18 protein-coding genes are annotated in these 17,538 nt (G+C 59.8%); 5 read left to right on the forward strand and 13 right to left on the reverse strand.

The genetic code is table 11. The features are described from left to right. Positions 1-30 precede the first annotated feature (30 nt). From QYH69_RS25390 to QYH69_RS25410, 5 genes are all read right to left on the reverse strand, one after another. Positions 31-801, reverse strand: coding sequence for an SDR family oxidoreductase (locus QYH69_RS25390; protein WP_308834481.1), 771 nt, complete (start codon positions 799-801; stop codon positions 31-33). Between the two features lie 196 nt (positions 802-997). Further along, positions 998-1,897: a LysR family transcriptional regulator gene (locus tag QYH69_RS25395; RefSeq protein ID WP_308834482.1), complete on the reverse strand. Its 900-nt coding sequence runs from the start codon at positions 1,895-1,897 to the stop codon at positions 998-1,000. Positions 1,898-2,095: 198 nt separating this feature from the next. Continuing rightward, on the reverse strand, positions 2,096-2,983 hold the full coding sequence (locus QYH69_RS25400) for an alpha/beta hydrolase (RefSeq protein ID WP_308834483.1): 888 nt from the start codon (positions 2,981-2,983) through the stop codon (positions 2,096-2,098). Between the two features lie 251 nt (positions 2,984-3,234). After that, entirely contained in the window at positions 3,235-3,909 is a 675-nt protein-coding gene (locus QYH69_RS25405; RefSeq protein ID WP_308834484.1) for a haloacid dehalogenase type II, read from the reverse strand. Between the two features lie 423 nt (positions 3,910-4,332). Further along, entirely contained in the window at positions 4,333-4,917 is a 585-nt protein-coding gene (locus QYH69_RS25410; RefSeq protein ID WP_308834485.1) for a CGNR zinc finger domain-containing protein, read from the reverse strand. Between the two features lie 641 nt (positions 4,918-5,558). Between QYH69_RS25410 and QYH69_RS25415 the strand changes: the two genes are divergently transcribed. The 3 genes from QYH69_RS25415 to QYH69_RS25425 all read left to right on the forward strand — a co-directional run bounded on the left by QYH69_RS25415 (position 5,559) and on the right by QYH69_RS25425 (position 8,615). Further along, positions 5,559-6,146, forward strand: coding sequence for an ABATE domain-containing protein (locus tag QYH69_RS25415; RefSeq protein ID WP_308834486.1), 588 nt, complete (start codon positions 5,559-5,561; stop codon positions 6,144-6,146). 661 nt (positions 6,147-6,807) lie between these two features. Beyond that, positions 6,808-7,509, forward strand: a complete 702-nt coding sequence (locus tag QYH69_RS25420) for a response regulator (RefSeq protein WP_308834508.1) — start codon at positions 6,808-6,810, stop codon at positions 7,507-7,509. A gap of 122 nt (positions 7,510-7,631) precedes the next feature. After that, on the forward strand, positions 7,632-8,615 hold the full coding sequence (locus QYH69_RS25425; RefSeq protein WP_308834487.1) for an AraC family transcriptional regulator: 984 nt from the start codon (positions 7,632-7,634) through the stop codon (positions 8,613-8,615). 26 nt (positions 8,616-8,641) lie between these two features. Here QYH69_RS25425 and QYH69_RS25430 read toward each other — a convergent pair whose 3' ends face one another. The 6 genes from QYH69_RS25430 to sufB are packed head-to-tail and all read right to left on the reverse strand — an operon-like array spanning position 8,642 to position 14,312. Next, positions 8,642-8,980 carry an SUF system Fe-S cluster assembly protein gene (locus QYH69_RS25430; RefSeq protein WP_308834488.1) on the reverse strand — a complete coding sequence of 113 codons (339 nt, stop codon included), beginning with the start codon at positions 8,978-8,980 and terminating at the stop codon, positions 8,642-8,644. Then, complete coding sequence (sufU, locus tag QYH69_RS25435; protein ID WP_308834489.1) at positions 8,977-9,426, reverse strand: Fe-S cluster assembly sulfur transfer protein SufU; 450 nt, start codon at positions 9,424-9,426, stop codon at positions 8,977-8,979. The genes QYH69_RS25430 and sufU overlap by 4 nt, the downstream gene beginning before the upstream one ends. Then, complete coding sequence (locus QYH69_RS25440) at positions 9,423-10,667, reverse strand: cysteine desulfurase (protein ID WP_308834490.1); 1,245 nt, start codon at positions 10,665-10,667, stop codon at positions 9,423-9,425. Before QYH69_RS25440 ends, sufU begins: the two co-directional genes overlap by 4 nt. 19 nt (positions 10,668-10,686) lie before the next feature. Continuing rightward, positions 10,687-12,021 carry a Fe-S cluster assembly protein SufD gene (gene sufD, locus QYH69_RS25445; RefSeq protein WP_308834491.1) on the reverse strand — a complete coding sequence of 445 codons (1,335 nt, stop codon included), beginning with the start codon at positions 12,019-12,021 and terminating at the stop codon, positions 10,687-10,689. Next, positions 12,018-12,806, reverse strand: coding sequence for a Fe-S cluster assembly ATPase SufC (gene sufC / locus QYH69_RS25450; protein ID WP_308834492.1), 789 nt, complete (start codon positions 12,804-12,806; stop codon positions 12,018-12,020). The genes sufD and sufC overlap by 4 nt, the downstream gene beginning before the upstream one ends. Before the next feature lie 57 nt (positions 12,807-12,863). Further along, the gene (gene sufB / locus QYH69_RS25455; protein ID WP_308834493.1) at positions 12,864-14,312 is read right to left on the reverse strand and encodes a Fe-S cluster assembly protein SufB; all 1,449 of its coding nucleotides are present in this window, start codon (positions 14,310-14,312) and stop codon (positions 12,864-12,866) included. A gap of 436 nt (positions 14,313-14,748) precedes the next feature. Between sufB and QYH69_RS25460 the strand changes: the two genes are divergently transcribed. Next, positions 14,749-15,108: a DUF4148 domain-containing protein gene (locus QYH69_RS25460; RefSeq protein ID WP_308834494.1), complete on the forward strand. Its 360-nt coding sequence runs from the start codon at positions 14,749-14,751 to the stop codon at positions 15,106-15,108. 88 nt (positions 15,109-15,196) lie between these two features. Next, the gene (gene rclC / locus QYH69_RS25465) at positions 15,197-15,820 is read left to right on the forward strand and encodes a reactive chlorine resistance membrane protein RclC (RefSeq protein ID WP_308834495.1); all 624 of its coding nucleotides are present in this window, start codon (positions 15,197-15,199) and stop codon (positions 15,818-15,820) included. Positions 15,821-15,884: 64 nt separating this feature from the next. Here rclC and QYH69_RS25470 read toward each other — a convergent pair whose 3' ends face one another. Both QYH69_RS25470 and QYH69_RS25475 read right to left on the reverse strand, forming a co-directional pair. Then, positions 15,885-16,421 (reverse strand): DUF3455 domain-containing protein, encoded by a 537-nt coding sequence (locus QYH69_RS25470; protein WP_308834496.1) that lies wholly within the window; start codon positions 16,419-16,421, stop codon positions 15,885-15,887. A 187-nt stretch (positions 16,422-16,608) separates the two neighbouring features. Beyond that, positions 16,609-17,241: an ABC transporter substrate-binding protein gene (locus QYH69_RS25475; protein ID WP_308834497.1), complete on the reverse strand. Its 633-nt coding sequence runs from the start codon at positions 17,239-17,241 to the stop codon at positions 16,609-16,611. Between the last annotated feature and the right edge of the window lie 297 nt (positions 17,242-17,538).

Below are 17,538 nucleotides of genomic sequence, written 5' to 3' on the forward strand. Positions count from 1 at the left end.
GCCAAGGAGTTGGTAGAATGTTTTGTCTTCCTAAGACCGCTTGGCCTCCGACTTATCCATCCGCAACGCCGCGCCGATCAGCCATTCGCCTGCGGGGGACAACATGAACGCCATCAGTTCCGCGATATCGTCGGGCTTGCCATAGCGTGTGATGCCGGCGAGCCCCGGAAATTTCTCGAGCGCCTCTTCCACCGTCATACCGTGAGAAGCCGCATACTTCTCCATATACGAGCGGCGCCGATCGGTCATCACGGGGCCCGGAAGCACGCTATTCACGCGTACGCCGTCGCCAATACCGCGGTCCGCAAATGCCTTCGCCATCGCAACGATCGCCGCGTTGACGGTCGCAACGGCGGCAAAACCCGATTTGGGCGCTTCGGCCGAATTGCCGGACGTAAAAATAACCGCACCGCGCGTTGCCTTCAGCGCATCCCACGCGTGAATTGCAAGCCTTCTTGCGCCGTGTAGCTTCAGTGCAAATCCGTCGTCCCATTGTTCGTCGGTCATTTCGAGCACGTCGATTTGCGGCACAGCACCAGCGATGTTGACCACCGCGTCGATTCGGCCGAATCGGTCCAGCGTCTTCGCAACCACCGCCCCGGCAGCGATCGGTTCGCGCAAATCGATACAGATATCGAGCGATTCCGCACCGGCCGCGACGACGTTTCTCGCCGTCGCCTTCAGTAGTTCCGCGTCTCGTGCCGCGATCACGACGCCGCCAAAGTCCTGCGCGAGACGAATCGCCGTCGCACGCCCGATACCGCGACTCGCGCCGGTCACGATCGCAATTTTCTTTTCCATTTCTAATACCTCAGCATGGTGGATGGCCAGGTTCGAGTCATCCGAACTTCACATTGATTCGCATCACGCATCGTTGCCGAGCTGGATCGTTATGACACGACAACGACGGGATACCGAGTGCTGCCTCGTTGAATTCAGTATCGGCCAATCGCGCAGGACAAGCCATACAACGGGCGAGATAGCTGCCATGACGTGGTTAAGCCTCGCTCATTACCTTCGATGCGCTTTCACGCGCGATTTCGAGCATCAGCGCGGTCATCGCCGACAACGGACGCCCGCGGCGCGTCACCGCCACGACCCAGCGGCGCATCATCGGTTCCTCGATCTTCACGCTCACGAGCTGATACTCCTGCAACAGTTTTTCCGGAATCAGATCCGGCAGAATGCATTGGCCATTTGTCATCGACACGAGCTTCAGCATCGCATCGACTGTTTCGACTTCCGCGGTGACCGTCGCGTCGAATTCCTTCGTGTGCAGCATCTTGCGCAATGCGTAGCCTGCCGGGAACGCAACAAGCGGCACCGACTCGCTGCGCAAGTCGACGCTCGCCCTCGTGGCAAATTGTGAATGCTCATGCACGACCAGACACATCGTGTCTTCGAATAGAGGCGTAATCTCGAGCTGGTCCGATGCGACTGCGGAGTCGTACGCGAAACCTATCTCGGCCCGTCCGCTTTCGACCAGCTCCACGACACCGGGCGAACTGCGCCCGAGCAACGCGAGGCTCGCGCTCGGCCTTTGCGCCATGAATCTCGCAGCCACTTCCGCCATGAAGTAATAGCTCAGCGTGTGGATCGTCGCGATGTGAATGCTGCCGTCCGTCACGCCGTGTTCGTTGCGCAATTGCAGGATGGTGTTGTCCACCAGTTGATACGCGGCGCTGACCACTTCCAGCAGCCTGCGCCCCGCTTCGGTCAATTCCACCCCACGCCCGTGGCGAATGAAAAGCGGTTGCCCGATGAATTCTTCGAGGCTCGCGAGATGACGGCTCAACCCCGATTGCGTGAGCGACATCGCCTCCGCTGCGGCGGAAAGCGATTTATGGGCAGCTATTTCGATGAAGAGCCTGGCCTGATAGTCAACGTTGGATTTCATGATTGCAGGATGCGTTGCTTTGTCGGTCGGCCCGTTGCCGAATGTTATAAAAATAGTTGCACGAACATATGTAACTTGTCAAACTCATTATTACCAGTTACGGCAGTAAGGCACACGCGTCAAAGTACTCGCGTGTGCCTTGCGTCCGTGGGGTTGCGTGCCCGCAGCGCGCGAGCGAGGCAACCCGCGGCGTCGTGATCAGGCCTTCAGGTTCTCCGCAAGAAAATCTCGCATCGCCGCCGCGATTTCGTCGACGTGGGTTTCCAGTGCAAAGTGCCCGGTGTCGAGCATTCTCACCACCGCTTTCGGATTGTCGCGACGGTACGCTTCGGCGCCGGGCGGGATAAAGAACGGATCGTTCTTTCCCCAGATGGCGAGCGTCGGCGGCTGCTTTTCCCGGAAAAACTGCTGGAATACCGGATAGAGCTTCAGGTTTGATTGATAGTCGAGGAACAGGTCGAGCTGGATGTCTTTCTGGCCCGGGCGCTCGAGCAGCGCCGCGTCGAGCGTGTACGATTCCGGCGGCACCGAATCGGGGTTCGATACGCCGTGCAAATATTGAAAGCGCGTGCCCTCGAAGTTGAGGATTGCATCATGAACGGTCTTGCGATGAGCCGGTGTCGGCTCCGCCCAGTACTTGCGAATAGGATCCCACGCGTCACCGAGCCCTTCCTCATACGCGTTGCCATTCTGCGAGATCAATGCGCTCACACGCTCCGGAAACTTCACGGCGAGCCGGAGGCCGACCGGTGCACCATAGTCGAATACGTAGACTGCATAGCGCCTCAAGCCGAGCTTGTCGACAAATGCGGCCATCGTCTGCGCGAGCGCATCGAATGAATATTTGTAGCCACGCGCGTCTGGGACATCGGTGAAACCGAAGCCGGGCAAGTCCGGCGCGATCACCCGGTAAGTATCCGCGAGGCGCGGAATCAGTTGACGATACATGTGCGACGAGGAAGGAAAACCGTGCAACAGCAAAACGACCGGTGCCGTTGCCGAGCCGGCTTCCCGATAAAAGACGCTGACGCCGTCGGCCTCGATACGCTTGAGGGAAACGGCTGGGACGCTATGAGCTTGCGACATTGAACCTCCATGAACCATTGATCTACGGGCTGGCCGCATGCTGCCGGAGCTTCGCGGCAACCAGTCAATCCAACTTTTGATTGAATGTTTTATTGGTTACGTTGACTGATTACCTTCCAGGTGGCCTGACAATCGGTTCCGACTCGTCTAAATATCGTCGGTATCCTATCTAATAAAATGTATTGCAAATCAAACAAGGCGCTTGTTCAAATCGCCCGCTGCGGTGCCTTATGGGATTCGGCACGCGCCGCCTACCGGATCAGCGTTGCGAGTTCGACGAGCGACCGATGCTCGCTATGCAATCCCGCGAACTCGTATTCCGGCGGCAACTGTGACCGGTTGATACGTGCGGCCTTGAAACCGAAAGACGATGCGCCCGCGAGATCCCATGTGTTGCTCGATACGAACACCACCTGATTCGGCTTCACGTTCAACGTATCGCAAGCGTACTGGTAAACACGCGGGTCCGGCTTGTAGACCTTCAAATCATCAACCGAAAATGCCGCGTCGATAAATTCCAGCAATCCACCCGCCTCGAGCGCCGCCTTGATCATCTGGTTTGTGCCATTCGACAGCACCGAAATTTTGACTTGCGAATCTTTCAACCGAGCGAGCGCTTCCCGGGCCTCCGGATGCACATCGAGCACGAAATACGCGCTCAACAGCCGCGCTTTCAGATCCTCGTCGTGATCGAGCCTGAACGTGCGCAAGGTATAGACGAGCGCTTCCTCGGTCACGGTCCAGAAATCTTCATAGCGATTCATCATCGTGCGCGTCCAGCAATACTCGAGCTGGCGCGATCGCCACATTGCAGCGAAGGCATCGGCCTTCTCCCCCATTGACGCCGCGTTGCGTTTCACCGCTGCGTTGACGTCCAGCAGCGTTCCGTATGCGTCGAATACAAAAGCCCGAATACCGTCCGACATAACCCGCTCCAGTCCATAGCTCAAGGTGCAATCCATATTAACCGGTTGATGTGGTTTATCCAAGCGCTGACTTGTCTCCATCTGACGAAAACACTTTTCTATTTCCGACCTGAATAGAAGCGGACACGTCCGAATGCGGAACCGCGTCGCAGAACGCTAAGGACTACCGTTGTCCCGCTAGCGGCGACGGGATCTCCGGGCATGCCTCGTCATGGTGCTGCTCGAAATCCGGGGCATCACATAACAGCTATGCATGCGTTGTATGGACGACGCGAGAATCGGGCTACCTGATTCGACGGCAGATCGGTTCGACACGGCCACGGTGGCCATAGGGTACGGGCTTCCTGTTCTCGCGGAGCAGGACACGACGATACGGGCCGACGGGCGGCCGACTCGAGAATTCGTCCAGCCGTCCCGGACAAATCAACGCGTATGCGCCGCTCCCGCGTGCTTGCGCTTGAATGTGTGAACCTTCGCGCGGCTCCCGCAGCGCTGCATCGAACACCAGCGGCGCTGGCCGCTCGGCGACGTGTCGACGAACAGCATTCGGCAATCGGGCTGGTCGCAGGTCTTGACGCGCAATTTCAACGGCCCGGTTACGAGGTCGATCGCATCTCGCGCGATGATAGAGAGGGCCGTTGCCAACGGGTCGTCGGAAACCACCGATACGGTGCCGGTCGTACTGTCGAGTTGCGGCATTCCAAGCGGATACTTCGCCGCGCGATTGACGATGCTCACGGCACGCTCCGGCAACCTGCCGTGCATCGCTCCCGTGACCATCTGCCAGATCGCTTCGCGCAGCTCGACAAGGCGAGCTTCTTCGCTTCTGGATAGCGCCGGCGCTTCGGAGAACAGACCCGCTGCTTTAAGCCATCTGCCGCTCGCGCCTGCCGACGCCATGATGTCGAGCGGTTTGGAGGCACGCCGCCGGATCGTCGCTGCAAGGTCTAACGAGACCCGTCCGGAATTGAAACGGAACTCCGGTTCCATCGCTCTCGCAATCGCCATACAAATAACCCTGAAACTCGAGATGGTGCAACCAGTATATCCGGTTATACCGGTTTCGATCCGGTCCGAACCAAGGATGATCCTGGCGCGCCTTGACCCTGCGTTTTGTACTTAATAGTATGTACGCAACAAGCGGACGTACATCTCGATCAGGAGGCAAAAAGCGATCGGGCGGCGGGAAGACATCATTGAGGCGACGAAAGACCTGCTCTGGGAGAAAAAGTACCAAGCAACCAGCCCGCGCGATATTCAACTGAAAAGTCATTCAGGCCAAGGCAGCTTTTAGCCCGCGGCCTCGCGCTCGCCGTTGGTCCCCTCGCTGCATGGCCGTTTCCGGACATGAACGGCGCCCGCGCAGGTAGCTTGTCGCGCCAACCATCACCCGTTACGCCTCCGCACCCGCCGCTGCGGCGTCGACGCTTGACATCCCGCTTGCACTGGCATTCACTTACGCCATCAACCGAAAGCTGACTTGCTCGCGAGGTTGGGCGGCGAACCCACGAACGCCAGACTCCTGTATATTACGAATACCGGTTACCGGTACTGCAAGCGCCCTACGCCAGGTATTTTGACCGACCAATAACTTGTCAATTACCATTTTACCGGTTACAATCGGGCTTCCCGGTTACTGGAGAAGACTGATGCTTGCCCCTTCCCAAGCGTTTCTGCAGCTTGCTGACGACCCTGCGCTCGACTTTGTCAATACGGTCGCGAAGAATGAGGGCGAGCTGTTCGATTACCTCGAAGCCGACAGCGATGTGATCGCATGGCTACAGGCGATGCAGTATCTCGACGCGAAGGAGCAGCCATCGTTCAGAAAGGGAGCGCTGCTTGCCGCTGCGCGCCACCTGCGCGACGTCATCAAGAAGCTTGTCGTTCAGAAAAAAGACGGAAAGCGAGTCGATGTGGCAGCGCTCAACGCGTTTCTGGGCCATGCGCGCTATCACGTGAACCTTGTTCGCAAGGCACACGGGCATCTCGATGTCGTTCACGAATATGAGCGCTCGTCGCCGGAGCAACTGGTGGCGCCCGTCGCACAAGCGGCTGCGGAACTGCTCGCAACCGGAGACTTCGAGCTTGTCAGGAAATGCGAGGCCGACGATTGCGTGCTGTGGTTTTACGATAGAACCAAGGCCCATCGGCGCCGCTGGTGCAGCATGGCAATGTGCGGAAATCGCCACAAAGTTGCGAACTTCCGCGCCCGTCAGAAGTATGCCGAGAGCGAATGACCGCGACGCACCTTCATGCAGCGACGTCAGCAAGGCACCCTATCATCAGCTCCTGCAGAGCGCACGCGGACAGAAAAATAGAAGATCCGTGTCGCGTATCGGCTGGGACCAGTCGGCTGAACGCATACACCATCTGGCAATAGCGCGTGGTACGACGCCGTGCCGCTATCAAAGTCGCTGCGCGGTGGCTCGTTCCAAGCGCAAGCACCGCCGCACATAGAAGTTCATACTCGATCGGCCAGATCCGCACGACGCACGGCCGCATACCGGTCAAGACATTGCGAGTCGCGACGCTGCACGGCCGCTCGCCAGCGACATCGCCGCGAACCCGGCAATCGCTGAAACAATTGACCGAACCATGGGCCCGAATAATTGCGACGCTGCGAGGACATTCCAGCGCCTCGTCGCCGTTACCCGAAAGGCCAGGCGCGCGCCTGACGTCGGCTCTCCGACCCGCCTGTCATCACAACCGTGTGCCGCATTCATACGCATTCCCTCTCATGGCAACGTCCACGCCATCGGTTGTCGAACTTCGCGCGGTCCGTGACAACATATCTGTCATTGAGTAGACTTCTTGCCATTCGCAGGTTTTGCTGGACCAGGACAGAACAGGCCGCGAACTGTAACCAGTAAATCAGTTATATCCGGTTTTACAGAATCTATGAGCGACACAGCCAGCCTCGGCTCGGCGAGCAATGACAGCAGCGGAATCGTCTATGTGATCGATGACGATTCGCCGATCTGCCAGGCAGTCGAATCCCTGTTCCGTTCGGTCGGAATCCACGCGAAGACATTCGCCAGCGCCGCGGATTTTCTGACAAGCGAGATGCCCGACACGCCATCGTGTCTGCTCCTCGACGTGCGCTTAAGGGGGCCTAGCGGCTTCGTCGTCCAAAGTCAGATGCGCGAGCGGCACATTCATATTCCGATCATCTTCATGACCGCCCATGGCGACGTCGCAATGTCGGTCAAGGCGATGAAAGCCGGTGCCTTCGATTTCCTGACAAAGCCCATACGGGATCAGGAACTGCTCGATGTGGTCGCCGAAGCGCTGAAGGTCGACGAGAAACGCTTGCTCTATCAACGTTCGCTGGCGGTGCTGCGCTACCAGTACGATTCGCTTACGCCACGGCAACGCGAAGTGATGGCGCTCGTCGTAAGCGGTCTGATGAACAAACAGATTGCCTCCCGGATGTGCCTGAGCGAGATCACGGTGAAGATCTACCGGAGGGAGGCCATGAAGAAGATGGGTGCGGCGACCGTGGCGGATCTCGTTCGCAAAGCGGTTCAGCTCGGCATACAGGATCGCGTGCCTGACGAGCTCGTTCACTCCGCCCAGCTCGCGAAGGAGACGGCCGTCTGAGCACATTCCGTCGGTCTGCAATGACATTGCCGGAATAGAAACCATCGGTCGCGTGTCCAGTAAAGGTGTAACTGCGCAAAGCTGGTATGAAACAGCGCAGTTGCCTTCATAGAGACACTGCGATGACCACGCCGTCCCACCACTTGTCCTATCGCCACGGACCCGCCGTCGAATATGAGTGGCAGCAGGGTTTGCGCTCGCTCGGCATCCACTGCCGGATGGATCCGCTGCGTTCGATCGATGCCGGCTTTACCAGCTGGAGCGTCGGACAGATTGCGATCATGTCGGCTGATTTTCGACATCAGACCATTACCCCGGTCTCCCCCGACGAATCGGTACTAACGCACGATCATCTGTTTCTCAAGGTTGTAAAAAGCGGTTCGGCCACGATCGAGCAGCGCGGACAAACGCGTGTGATTCGCGAAGGCGACGTCGTTGTTCTCGATCCCAAGGAGCCTTACCGCGAAATCGTCACGGAACGCGCGTCCGGCCTGGGCCTGCGCTTTCCGCGTTCCGCGTTGCGCGAACGCGGCTTTCGATGCGCCTTGCGCGGTCTTTATGTGCCCGATGTTTCTTCGCCGGATGTGCAGGCAGTGCGCGCGCTAATCGAATGTCTTGGTCAGCGATCGGGCGCGTCCAGCACCGAGGTCAGGCGCCGTCTCGGCGATCAGTTGCTCGATCTGCTCGATATCGTCATCGACGATCCAACCGTGGCTCGCTCAGGGCGCGGGCCCGCCGCCATTCTCTTCAAGGCGAAGCAGTTTATTTTGCGCAACGCCGGCAATGCCGACCTCTCGCCATCGCGGATTGCCGCGCACGCGTGCGTCTCCGAAAAGCATTTGAGCCGCCTTTTCACGGCGCAAGGGATGTCGTTGATGCGCTACGTGCAGTCAGTGCGTCTCGAACGCGCCGCGCGGCTGCTTGCGGCAACGCCATGGAAACGCAATCTCGTCATACAGGTTGCATTCGAGTGCGGATTTACGACCGCTTCACATTTCAGCCGCGCGTTCAAGGAGCGATTCGGTGTCGCGCCAAGCGAAGCGCAGACGCTTGGTCAATTATCGCCAGACGACGCGTACGCGCTCGACGCGACAGAAAAGCGCTAGCGCGAGAAACAATGGGCACGCGGCCGCTAGAACATTCCAAGTTGAAGACGCGCGGCTTCGGTCATGCGTGCCTTTGTCCAGGGCGGGTCCCATACGAGGTCGATCCGGACGTCGCGCACGCCGGCCAGCGAAAAGACCTCCTCCTCGACTACCGATGGAAAGGTTTCGGCGACCGGACACGCGGGTGCCGTCAACGTCATCCGGATTTCCACGCGCCCTTCTTTCTCGTCGACTTTCAGGTCGTAAATCAGCCCCAGATCGTAGATGTTCACCGGAATCTCCGGATCGTACACCGTGCGCAAGCCCTCGATCACGCGGTCTTCGAGCGCACGCGTGCTTTCGTCGCTAAACGATTCGCCGCTCATTCTTCGTGCTCCTTGCGGCCTTGCAGCGCGGCCGATAGCGTGTGCCATGCGAGGGTCGCGCATTTCACGCGTGCCGGATATTCGCGCACGCCGGCTAGCACACGGGTTTTGCCGAGACCCTCGGTATCGCGTTGCGCCGGTTCGCGATCGCTCGTCACCATGGCCTGAAAGCGCTCGATCAGCCGTTGCGCCTCTTCCAGCGTTTTGCCCTTGACGAGATCGGTCATCATCGAGGCCGATGCGGTCGCAATCGCACAGCCCTCGCCGTCGAACCCGACCTCGATCACGATACCGTTCGCGACGCGCAGCGCAAGTTCGACACGATCGCCGCACAGCGCGTTATACCCTACCGCCGTGTGACTTGCGTGTGCGACCTCATGCCGGTTATGCGGGCGGCGATAGTGATCGAAGATCACTTCCTGATACAGCTCGCGTATGTCGCTCATGACCCGAACAGCTCCTTCACGCGCGCAAGTCCCTTCACGAGGGCATCGATTTCGCCGTGCGTGTTGTAAAGCGCCAGCGACGCACGCACCGTTGCCGGTACGTTGAAACGCGCCATCGCCGGCATCGCGCAATGGTGACCGGCGCGCACCGCAATGCCGGCGTCGCTCAGAATCGAGCCGACGTCATGCGCATGAATGCCGTCGACGACGAAGGACAGAATGCCGGATTTCTCCGCCGCAGTGCCGATGAGCCGCACGCCGTCGACGCGCTGCAATTCGCCCGTCGCATATTCGAGCAGCGCATGCTCGCATGCTGCGATCGTCGCGAAGCCGAGCGAGCCGATATAGTCGATCGCCGCAGCGAGCGCAATCGCGCCCCCGATATTCGGCGTGCCCGCCTCGAACTTCCATGGCAGCTCGTTATACGTGGTCGCCTCGAACGAGACGGTGCGGATCATGTCGCCGCCGCCCTGCCAGGGCGGCATCGCATCGAGCCACTTCGCCTTGCCGTACAGCACGCCGATGCCGGTCGGACCATACAGCTTATGGCCTGAAAACGCGTAGAAATCGCAGTCGAGCGACCGTACGTCGACGGGCATGTGTGCGATTGCCTGGGCGCCGTCGAGCAGCACGGGAATACCGTGCTCGTGCGCGGCGTCGATCAGCCGCTTAACCGGGTTGACCGTACCCAGCGCATTCGATACATGTGCAAGCGCGACGAGTTTCGTGCGCGGGCCAAGCAGGCGTTTGTACGCTTCCATATCGAGCGTGCCGGTATCGTCGACGGGCACGACTTTCAGTACCGCGCCCGTCTGTTCGCACACGAGTTGCCACGGCACGATATTCGAATGATGCTCGATCGCGGAAAGCACGATCTCGTCGCCCGTCTGCAAACGCGGCCGCGCGAAGCTGTGCGCCACGAGATTGATTGCTTCGGTCGTGCCGCGCACGAAGACGATTTCCGATGTGTGCGCCGCGTTGACGAACTTCGCGACCGTTGCACGCGAGCGCTCGTACGCTTGCGTTGCACGTTCGGCCAGCCAGTGCACGCCGCGGTGGACGTTCGAATTCGTGCTGCGGTAATAGTCTGCTTCCGTCGCAATCACGCGATACGGTTTCTGCGTGGTTGCGGCATTGTCGAGATAGATGAGCGGCTTCCCGTCCGGACGGGTGTCGAGAATCGGAAAATCGCGCCGCCAGACGCGCACGACGTCTTCGCGTTCCAGATCGATGCGTTTCATATGCGTTCCCTATGCCCCTTCAGGCGTCGTTTGCATCAGCCGGCGCCTCGTTCATCCGCGACAGCAATCTCGCTTCGAGACGCGCTTTCAATGCGTCGATCGCCACGCGGTCGATCACGTCGCGCGCAAAGGCAATCGTTAGCACCGCGCGTGCGGCCCGTTCGTCGATGCCGCGCGCACGCAGATAGAACAGTTGCGTTTCATCGAGCTGTCCGACGGTCGTGCCGTGCGTGCAGCGCACGTCGTCGGCAAAGATTTCGAGTTGAGGCTTGGTGTCGACTTCCGCATTACGCGACAGCAGCAGGTTGTGATTGGACTGATCGGCATCGGTTTTTTGCGCGTCCTGGCGCACGACGATGCGTCCGTTGAATACGCCGTGCGCGGCGCCGTCGAGCACCCCGCGATAGGTTTCGCGGCTCGCGCATAGCGGGTGCGCATGGTCGATCATCGTGTAGTGGTCGAGATGCTGCTTGCCGTTGCCGACGTAAAGCCCGTCGAGCGTTGTCCGGCTGCCCGGCGCCGCGAGCTTTACGGCGATGGTCGAACGTGCGAGCGCGGCGCCGAACGAAAACGCATACGACGAGAAGCGGCTCGCGTTGTGCTGCTCGGCAATCACCGTTCCGGTATGAACGCTGCCTCGCGCTTCGTCCTGCACGCGGTAGTGCTGCACGTCCGCATTGTCGTCCGCATGAATACGCGTCACCGCGTTCGTGTAATACCAGTCGCCCTGCGTACCGACGTACTGTTCTACGACCGCGCAGCGCGCATGCGCACCGGCAACGATCAGGTTCAAAGGCTCGACGGTCAGATCACGCTGGCCGCCGACGATAAAGAGCACGTGCAGCGGTCTGTTCAGCACCGTGCCCGGCGGCACCAGCATGACATAGCCATCGCGTGCGAATGCCGCGTTGAACGCAGTCAGGCCGTCGAACTCATCTTCGCGTTCCAACTGCTCACGGATCCGCTCGGGAATTTGCTCGAGCGCGCTTGCGAGGCTGCCGATAAACACGCCGGGCGGCAACGCGCCGAGGTCGGACAATTGTCGAGCCCACACGCCGTTGACAAACACTAACCGGCTCACGCCTTCGAGCGCTTGCGCTTTCACAAGCTGTTCAGCAGCCCTCGGATGAACCTCATCATCGACGGCCGTCGCAAAGTGCAGCAGCTTGCTGCTCAATATGTCGAGGTTCGTGTACTTCCACGCTTCCTCGGCGCGCGTCGGAAAACCCCGAACGCGAAACTGCTCGAACGCGCGCAAGCGCCACTCGTTCATCCACGGCAATGCTGCACCGGGCAAAGCCGGCGCAAGTGCCGTGAAGCTGTGCGTCAGATGGTCGAGGGACTCGTTCTTCATGCGGTCACCTGCGAGGATTGCGGCGCGCGAGCGTTTTCGTCGGAGCCCTCCACGAGCCAGCCATAGCCGCGCTGTTCGAGTTCGAGCGCCAGTTCGCGCGTGCCGGACCGTACGATTCTGCCCTGCGACAGCACATGCACGTAGTCCGGCACGATGTAGTCGAGCAGCCGCTGATAGTGCGTGACGAGCACGATTGCACGCTCCGGGCTGCGCATCGCATTCACGCCTTTTGCCACGAGTTGCAGTGCATCGATATCGAGGCCCGAATCGGTTTCATCGAGAATCGCAAGCTTCGGTTCGAGCACTGCCATCTGCAGAATTTCGTTGCGCTTCTTCTCGCCGCCGGAAAACCCTTCGTTTACGGCACGATGCAACAGATCGTCGTTCATCTGCATCATGTCCATCTTGCCGCGCAGCAGATCGAGGAAGTCGATCGCGTCGAGTTCAGGCTCGCCGCGATGCCGGCGTTGTGCGTTGAGCGCCGCACGCAGCAAGTAGACGTTGCTCACACCTGGGATCTCGACCGGATACTGGAACGCGAGAAAAATGCCTTCGCGCGCGCGCTCTTCGGGCGCCAGCTCGAGCAGGTTCGAGCCGAACCACAGAACCTCGCCGCCCGTAATCTCGAACTGGTCGCGGCCCGCCAGCACATTCGCGAGCGTGCTTTTGCCCGAGCCGTTCGGCCCCATGATCGCGTGTACTTCGCCCGGCCTTACGTCGAGATCGATACCGCGCAGGATGTCCTTGCTTTCGACACGTGCGCACAGATTTCTGATTCTCAGCATGATTCAGTGCTCCTCGCTGTTTGCTGCCATTCCGCCTTGCTCGTCGCGTCAGTGTCATTAGCCGACGCTTCCTTCCAGACTGACGCCTAGAAGCTTCTGCGCTTCGACCGCGAACTCCATCGGTAGCTGATCGAACACTTGCTTGCAGAATCCGTTGACGATCATCGACACCGCGTCTTCCGCCGACAGCCCGCGCTGCATGCAATAGAACAACTGGTCTTCGCCGACGCGCGACGTCGATGCTTCGTGCTCGACCTTCGCCGTCGGATTCTTCACTTCGATATACGGAAACGTATGCGCGCTGCAGCGGTCGCCCATCAGCAGCGAATCGCATTGTGTGAAGTTGCGCGCGCCTTCGGCCGAGCGCGCGATGCGCACAAGACCGCGATACGCGTTGCTGCCGCGGCCCGCGGAAATGCCTTTCGACACGATCGTGCTGCGCGTGTTCGCACCGATATGAATCATCTTCGTGCCCGTGTCAGCCTGTTGCAGATTGTTGGTTAGCGCCACCGAGTAGAACTCGCCGATCGAGCCGTCGCCGCGCAGAATCACGCTCGGGTATTTCCACGTGATCGCCGAGCCGGTTTCGACCTGCGTCCACGAGATCTTCGAGTCTTTCCCGCGGCAGTCGCCGCGCTTCGTCACGAAGTTGTAGATGCCGCCACGGCCGTTCTCGTCGCCCGGATACCAGTTCTGCACCGTCGAATAGCGGATCTGCGCGTCGTCGAGCGCAACGAGTTCGACCACGGCCGCATGCAGCTGATTTTCATCGCGCATCGGTGCCGTACAGCCTTCCAGGTAACTGACTTGCGCGCCCTTGTCTGCGATGATCAGCGTACGTTCGAACTGGCCGGTGTTCTGCGCGTTGATGCGGAAATAGGTGGACAGTTCCATCGGACAGCGCACACCGGGCGGCACGTAGACGAACGAGCCGTCGCTGAACACCGCCGAATTCAGTGCCGCAAAGAAGTTATCCTTGTGCGGCACGACGGAGCCGAGATATCGCTGCACGAGATCCGGATGGTCGCGCACTGCGTCTGAAAACGAGCAGAAGATAATGCCGAGCGCCGACAGCTTGTCGCGGAACGTCGTTGCGACCGACACGCTGTCGAACACGGCATCGACTGCGACACCGGCGAGCATTTCGCGTTCCTTGAGCGGCACGCCAAGCCGTTCGTAGGTGCGCAACAGTTCAGGGTCGACTTCGTCGAGACTCCTCGGCCCGCCGTTGCGCGCCTTAGGCGCCGAGTAATAGACGATCGACGCGTAGTCGATCGGGTCGCGCCGTACCGTCGCCCATTGCGGTTCGGTCATCGTCAACCAGTGGCGATAGGCGGCGAGGCGCCAGTCGAGCAGAAACGCCGGTTCGCTCTTGCGCGCCGATATGGCGCGAATCACGTCCTCGTCCAGTCCCGGCGGTAACGAATCGGCCTCTACGTCCGACACGAAACCATGCTTGTACTGCCGGTTTACGAAGGGGTCGAGTTCGGTCATCGTGTCTGCCATGCGTGCTCTCCGTTGATTCCCTTGCATTACTTCCCTTGCATTCCTTCCGCATCGAGCGGTGCATGTTCCGTACCGCATCAATCAAAGTCTATGCTTTATCAGGATCCCTTATGTCGATACGGTTTTATGGTCTTCGAGCGCTATAACCCCACTTGCTTTAGCGCTTTCGTCGATAAGGTTTTTCGCCTCGCGACTCGAACACGGCGAATCGCGCCAGCGAAACAGCGCTTGCAGCCCGTCCGCTCAGGCGAGCCTCTACGGATGTCATGCAATTCTTCGATCGCGTCGCGGCAACGCGGCGTCGCGGCTTTCGCGCGACCTGATCCGAATGAGCATGTGTTTGATCCATCCGGACTGCAAGCCGCTACATGTTCCTTCCTAGAGTGAATCTACGCCGTCGCGGATGGCCACGCGTTACAACCTTCCACAGGAGAACATGATGAAGTTCCGATTCGCCATCCCCCTCATTGCCGGGACTGCATTTGCAGTTTCCGCCTTGTCCGGCACCGCCGCGAATGTCGCGCAAGCGGGCGAACTGACGCGTGCCCAGGTGCGCGCCGAACTCGCGCAATGGCGTGCGACCGGCTACGACCAGTCGCTCGGCGAAGATGCGCATTATCCAGACGCATTGCAACTGGCACAGACACGCGTGAATACAAAGCAACCTGTCGCGCAGGCGCCGTCTCGCGAAATTTCGGGCTATGGTCCCGAAGCCGCGGGCATTTCGAGTTCCGGTGGCAACCGGTTCGCGCATCCCGGCAACGACGGTATGAAGCCAATCTACTTCGGCCAGTGAATCCCGCGACCGGTTTTTAGCCGGACACGCTTTGACCAGAGCAGGCCGCTCGCGCGGCCTCGACTGACTTTTCCGATGGAAGAAAACGATGAACCTCTATACCGACTTTCTGCGGGTCGCGAGCCGTGGCGAAAGCCTCGGCGCGAATCTCGTCCGTATCGCCATTGCGATCGTTTTTCTGTGGATCGGCGCGTTAAAGTTCGTTCCTTACGAAGCGGACAGCATCACGCCGCTCGTCGCGCAGAGTCCCGTGATGGAGTTCTTTTACAAGCATCCGAAGCAGTATGCGCAGCATATGACGAAGGAAGGCCAGCTCGTACCGGAGCAACGCCAATGGCAGCAGGCTAACAATACGTATGGCTTCTCGCGTGGTCTCGGCACGCTCGAAATCATCATCGGCCTGCTCGTGCTGTCCAACTTCGTGTCGCGCAATCTCGGGCTGCTCGGTGGCGTGTTGTCGTTTCTCACGCCATTCGTGACCCTATCGTTTCTGATAACGACGCCGGAAACATGGGTGCCCGCGCTCGGCGACGCACAGCACGGCTTTCCGTACCTGTCCGAACACGGCCGGCTGATTATCAAGGACACCGTGATACTGGCCGGCGGTGTCGTGATCATCGCCGATTCGGCGAGGCGGCTGTTGCTCGAACGCGAGCTGCTCACGCCGCCGGGCGCCCGTTCGCTGCTTGCTGAACACGCGCAGTCGCGGTAAGCATCGATGCCGCTATCTTCGCGGCCGTCCTTGTACAAGGCGACGGCCGCGAGGCTCGCGGTGCTCACTTCCAGAATACGTAGTTCGCAAAGTAAGGCGAATAAGCGATCTGATGTTCGGCCGAGCATATCTGGGCAGGCGCAGCGCCGCCTACCGTGTTCAATCGCTGCACATAGCGCACGTCCGACAGTTCGCCGCCTTTTTCGCCTTTTCCGTCGTCGCTCTTCGTTTCGAGCAGCAACTGCGGAATACTGTCCGCCGACGCGCTGGCCATCTGCGCGATCGGGTGGCCGACGATGCGGCTGCCGTCCTGCGCCTGCCATGACGGTCCGGCGTCGTGTTGAATCACTGCGCGCCCAACTGTGTCGTACAGCGTCGCATGTGGGCTTCTGAAGAGCCACGTCAGATGGTGCGAGCCGTCGTACTCGCACATATAGATCTGGACGCCGGTCGCGGTAGTGGAAGCGTACGGCTTCGCGTTCGCCGGCGTAAGCAGCGAGGAAGTCGATATAGCGGATTGCGCCGGCGCCGATCCAGCCGCCAGACAGGCGGCGGCCAGTACGGTGAAGACGCGCAAATACGGTAAGCGGTTGCGGAACATGACATGGGTCTCCTGGCAGAAATGCCTGCTCCGGAAACATTCGAGACGCCGTTTCTATTCCGCCCGGCACAAAGCTTTCAGTTGCAAGCCAGGAAATTGCTACCACGCCGCGCCGGCGCGGCGCGACATATTCTGCACTGCGTACGCTGCGCACGGCCTGGTGATTTTTCGCCCCGCTTTCGCGGTCTTACTGCTGCTGCCTCCCCGAAGCGAGCTGCTCGTTGCGTTCCGTCAGGAACTGAATGAGCCCATCGATGCCGCTCTGTGCGATCTTCTCTCCAAATTGCTGCCGATACGTCTGCACGAGCCACGCGCCGACCACATTGAGGTCGTAGACGCGCCAGCCTTCCGGCGTCTTGTGCAGCCGGTAGTCGATTTCGACAGGTTGGGCATTCGTCAACGCGATGGTGCGCACGACGGTATCGGTATCGCTCGGCGACATCCGCATCGGCGGATACTCGATTTTCTGATCCGGGCGCAATTGCGCGAGCGCGCCCGCATACAGGTGAATCAGCAGCATCTGGAACTGATGCACAAGCGTTTGCTGCTGTTCAGGCGTCGCGGTCCGCCAGTAGCGGCCGATCGCGAGCTGCGTCGTGTAACGGAAATCGATGTACGGCAGGATGTCCCGGTTCACGATATCCATGATGCGCGGGATGTCGCTCGGGTCGATCGACTGCTGGCGCACTTCGTCGAGCACCTGCTGCGTGGCGGTTTTGATCAGCGCCTGCGGGTCCGATTTATCGTCGATCTGCGCGAACGTGCTGCCTGAAAAGATGAACGACGTGGCGAAAGCGGCGATCAGGAATAGTTTCTTCATGGGGGCGCGAATCCTGTGCAAATGCGTGGCAGCCATGCTTTACTGCGCGCGCGTCGATATGGCGACGGCGCAAGCATGGCGTTGCGCTAGCTTAGCATTGCGCAAGACATCGCGACGAAGCCGCGGCAAAACGCTGCCGTAGCGGCGCGGACCGCATGCCGCAACGCCTTCGCCTCGTTACGTAGACCGATGCGCAGACCGTTGCGCAGTCCCTATGCACCCGCAGTCGGAGGCCAAGCGGTCTTAGGAAGACAAAACATTCTACCAACTCCTTGGCTCACAGAACGACATGGCTAC

This window comes from Paraburkholderia sp. SARCC-3016, from assembly GCF_031119615.1.
Lineage (GTDB): Bacteria > Pseudomonadota > Gammaproteobacteria > Burkholderiales > Burkholderiaceae > Paraburkholderia.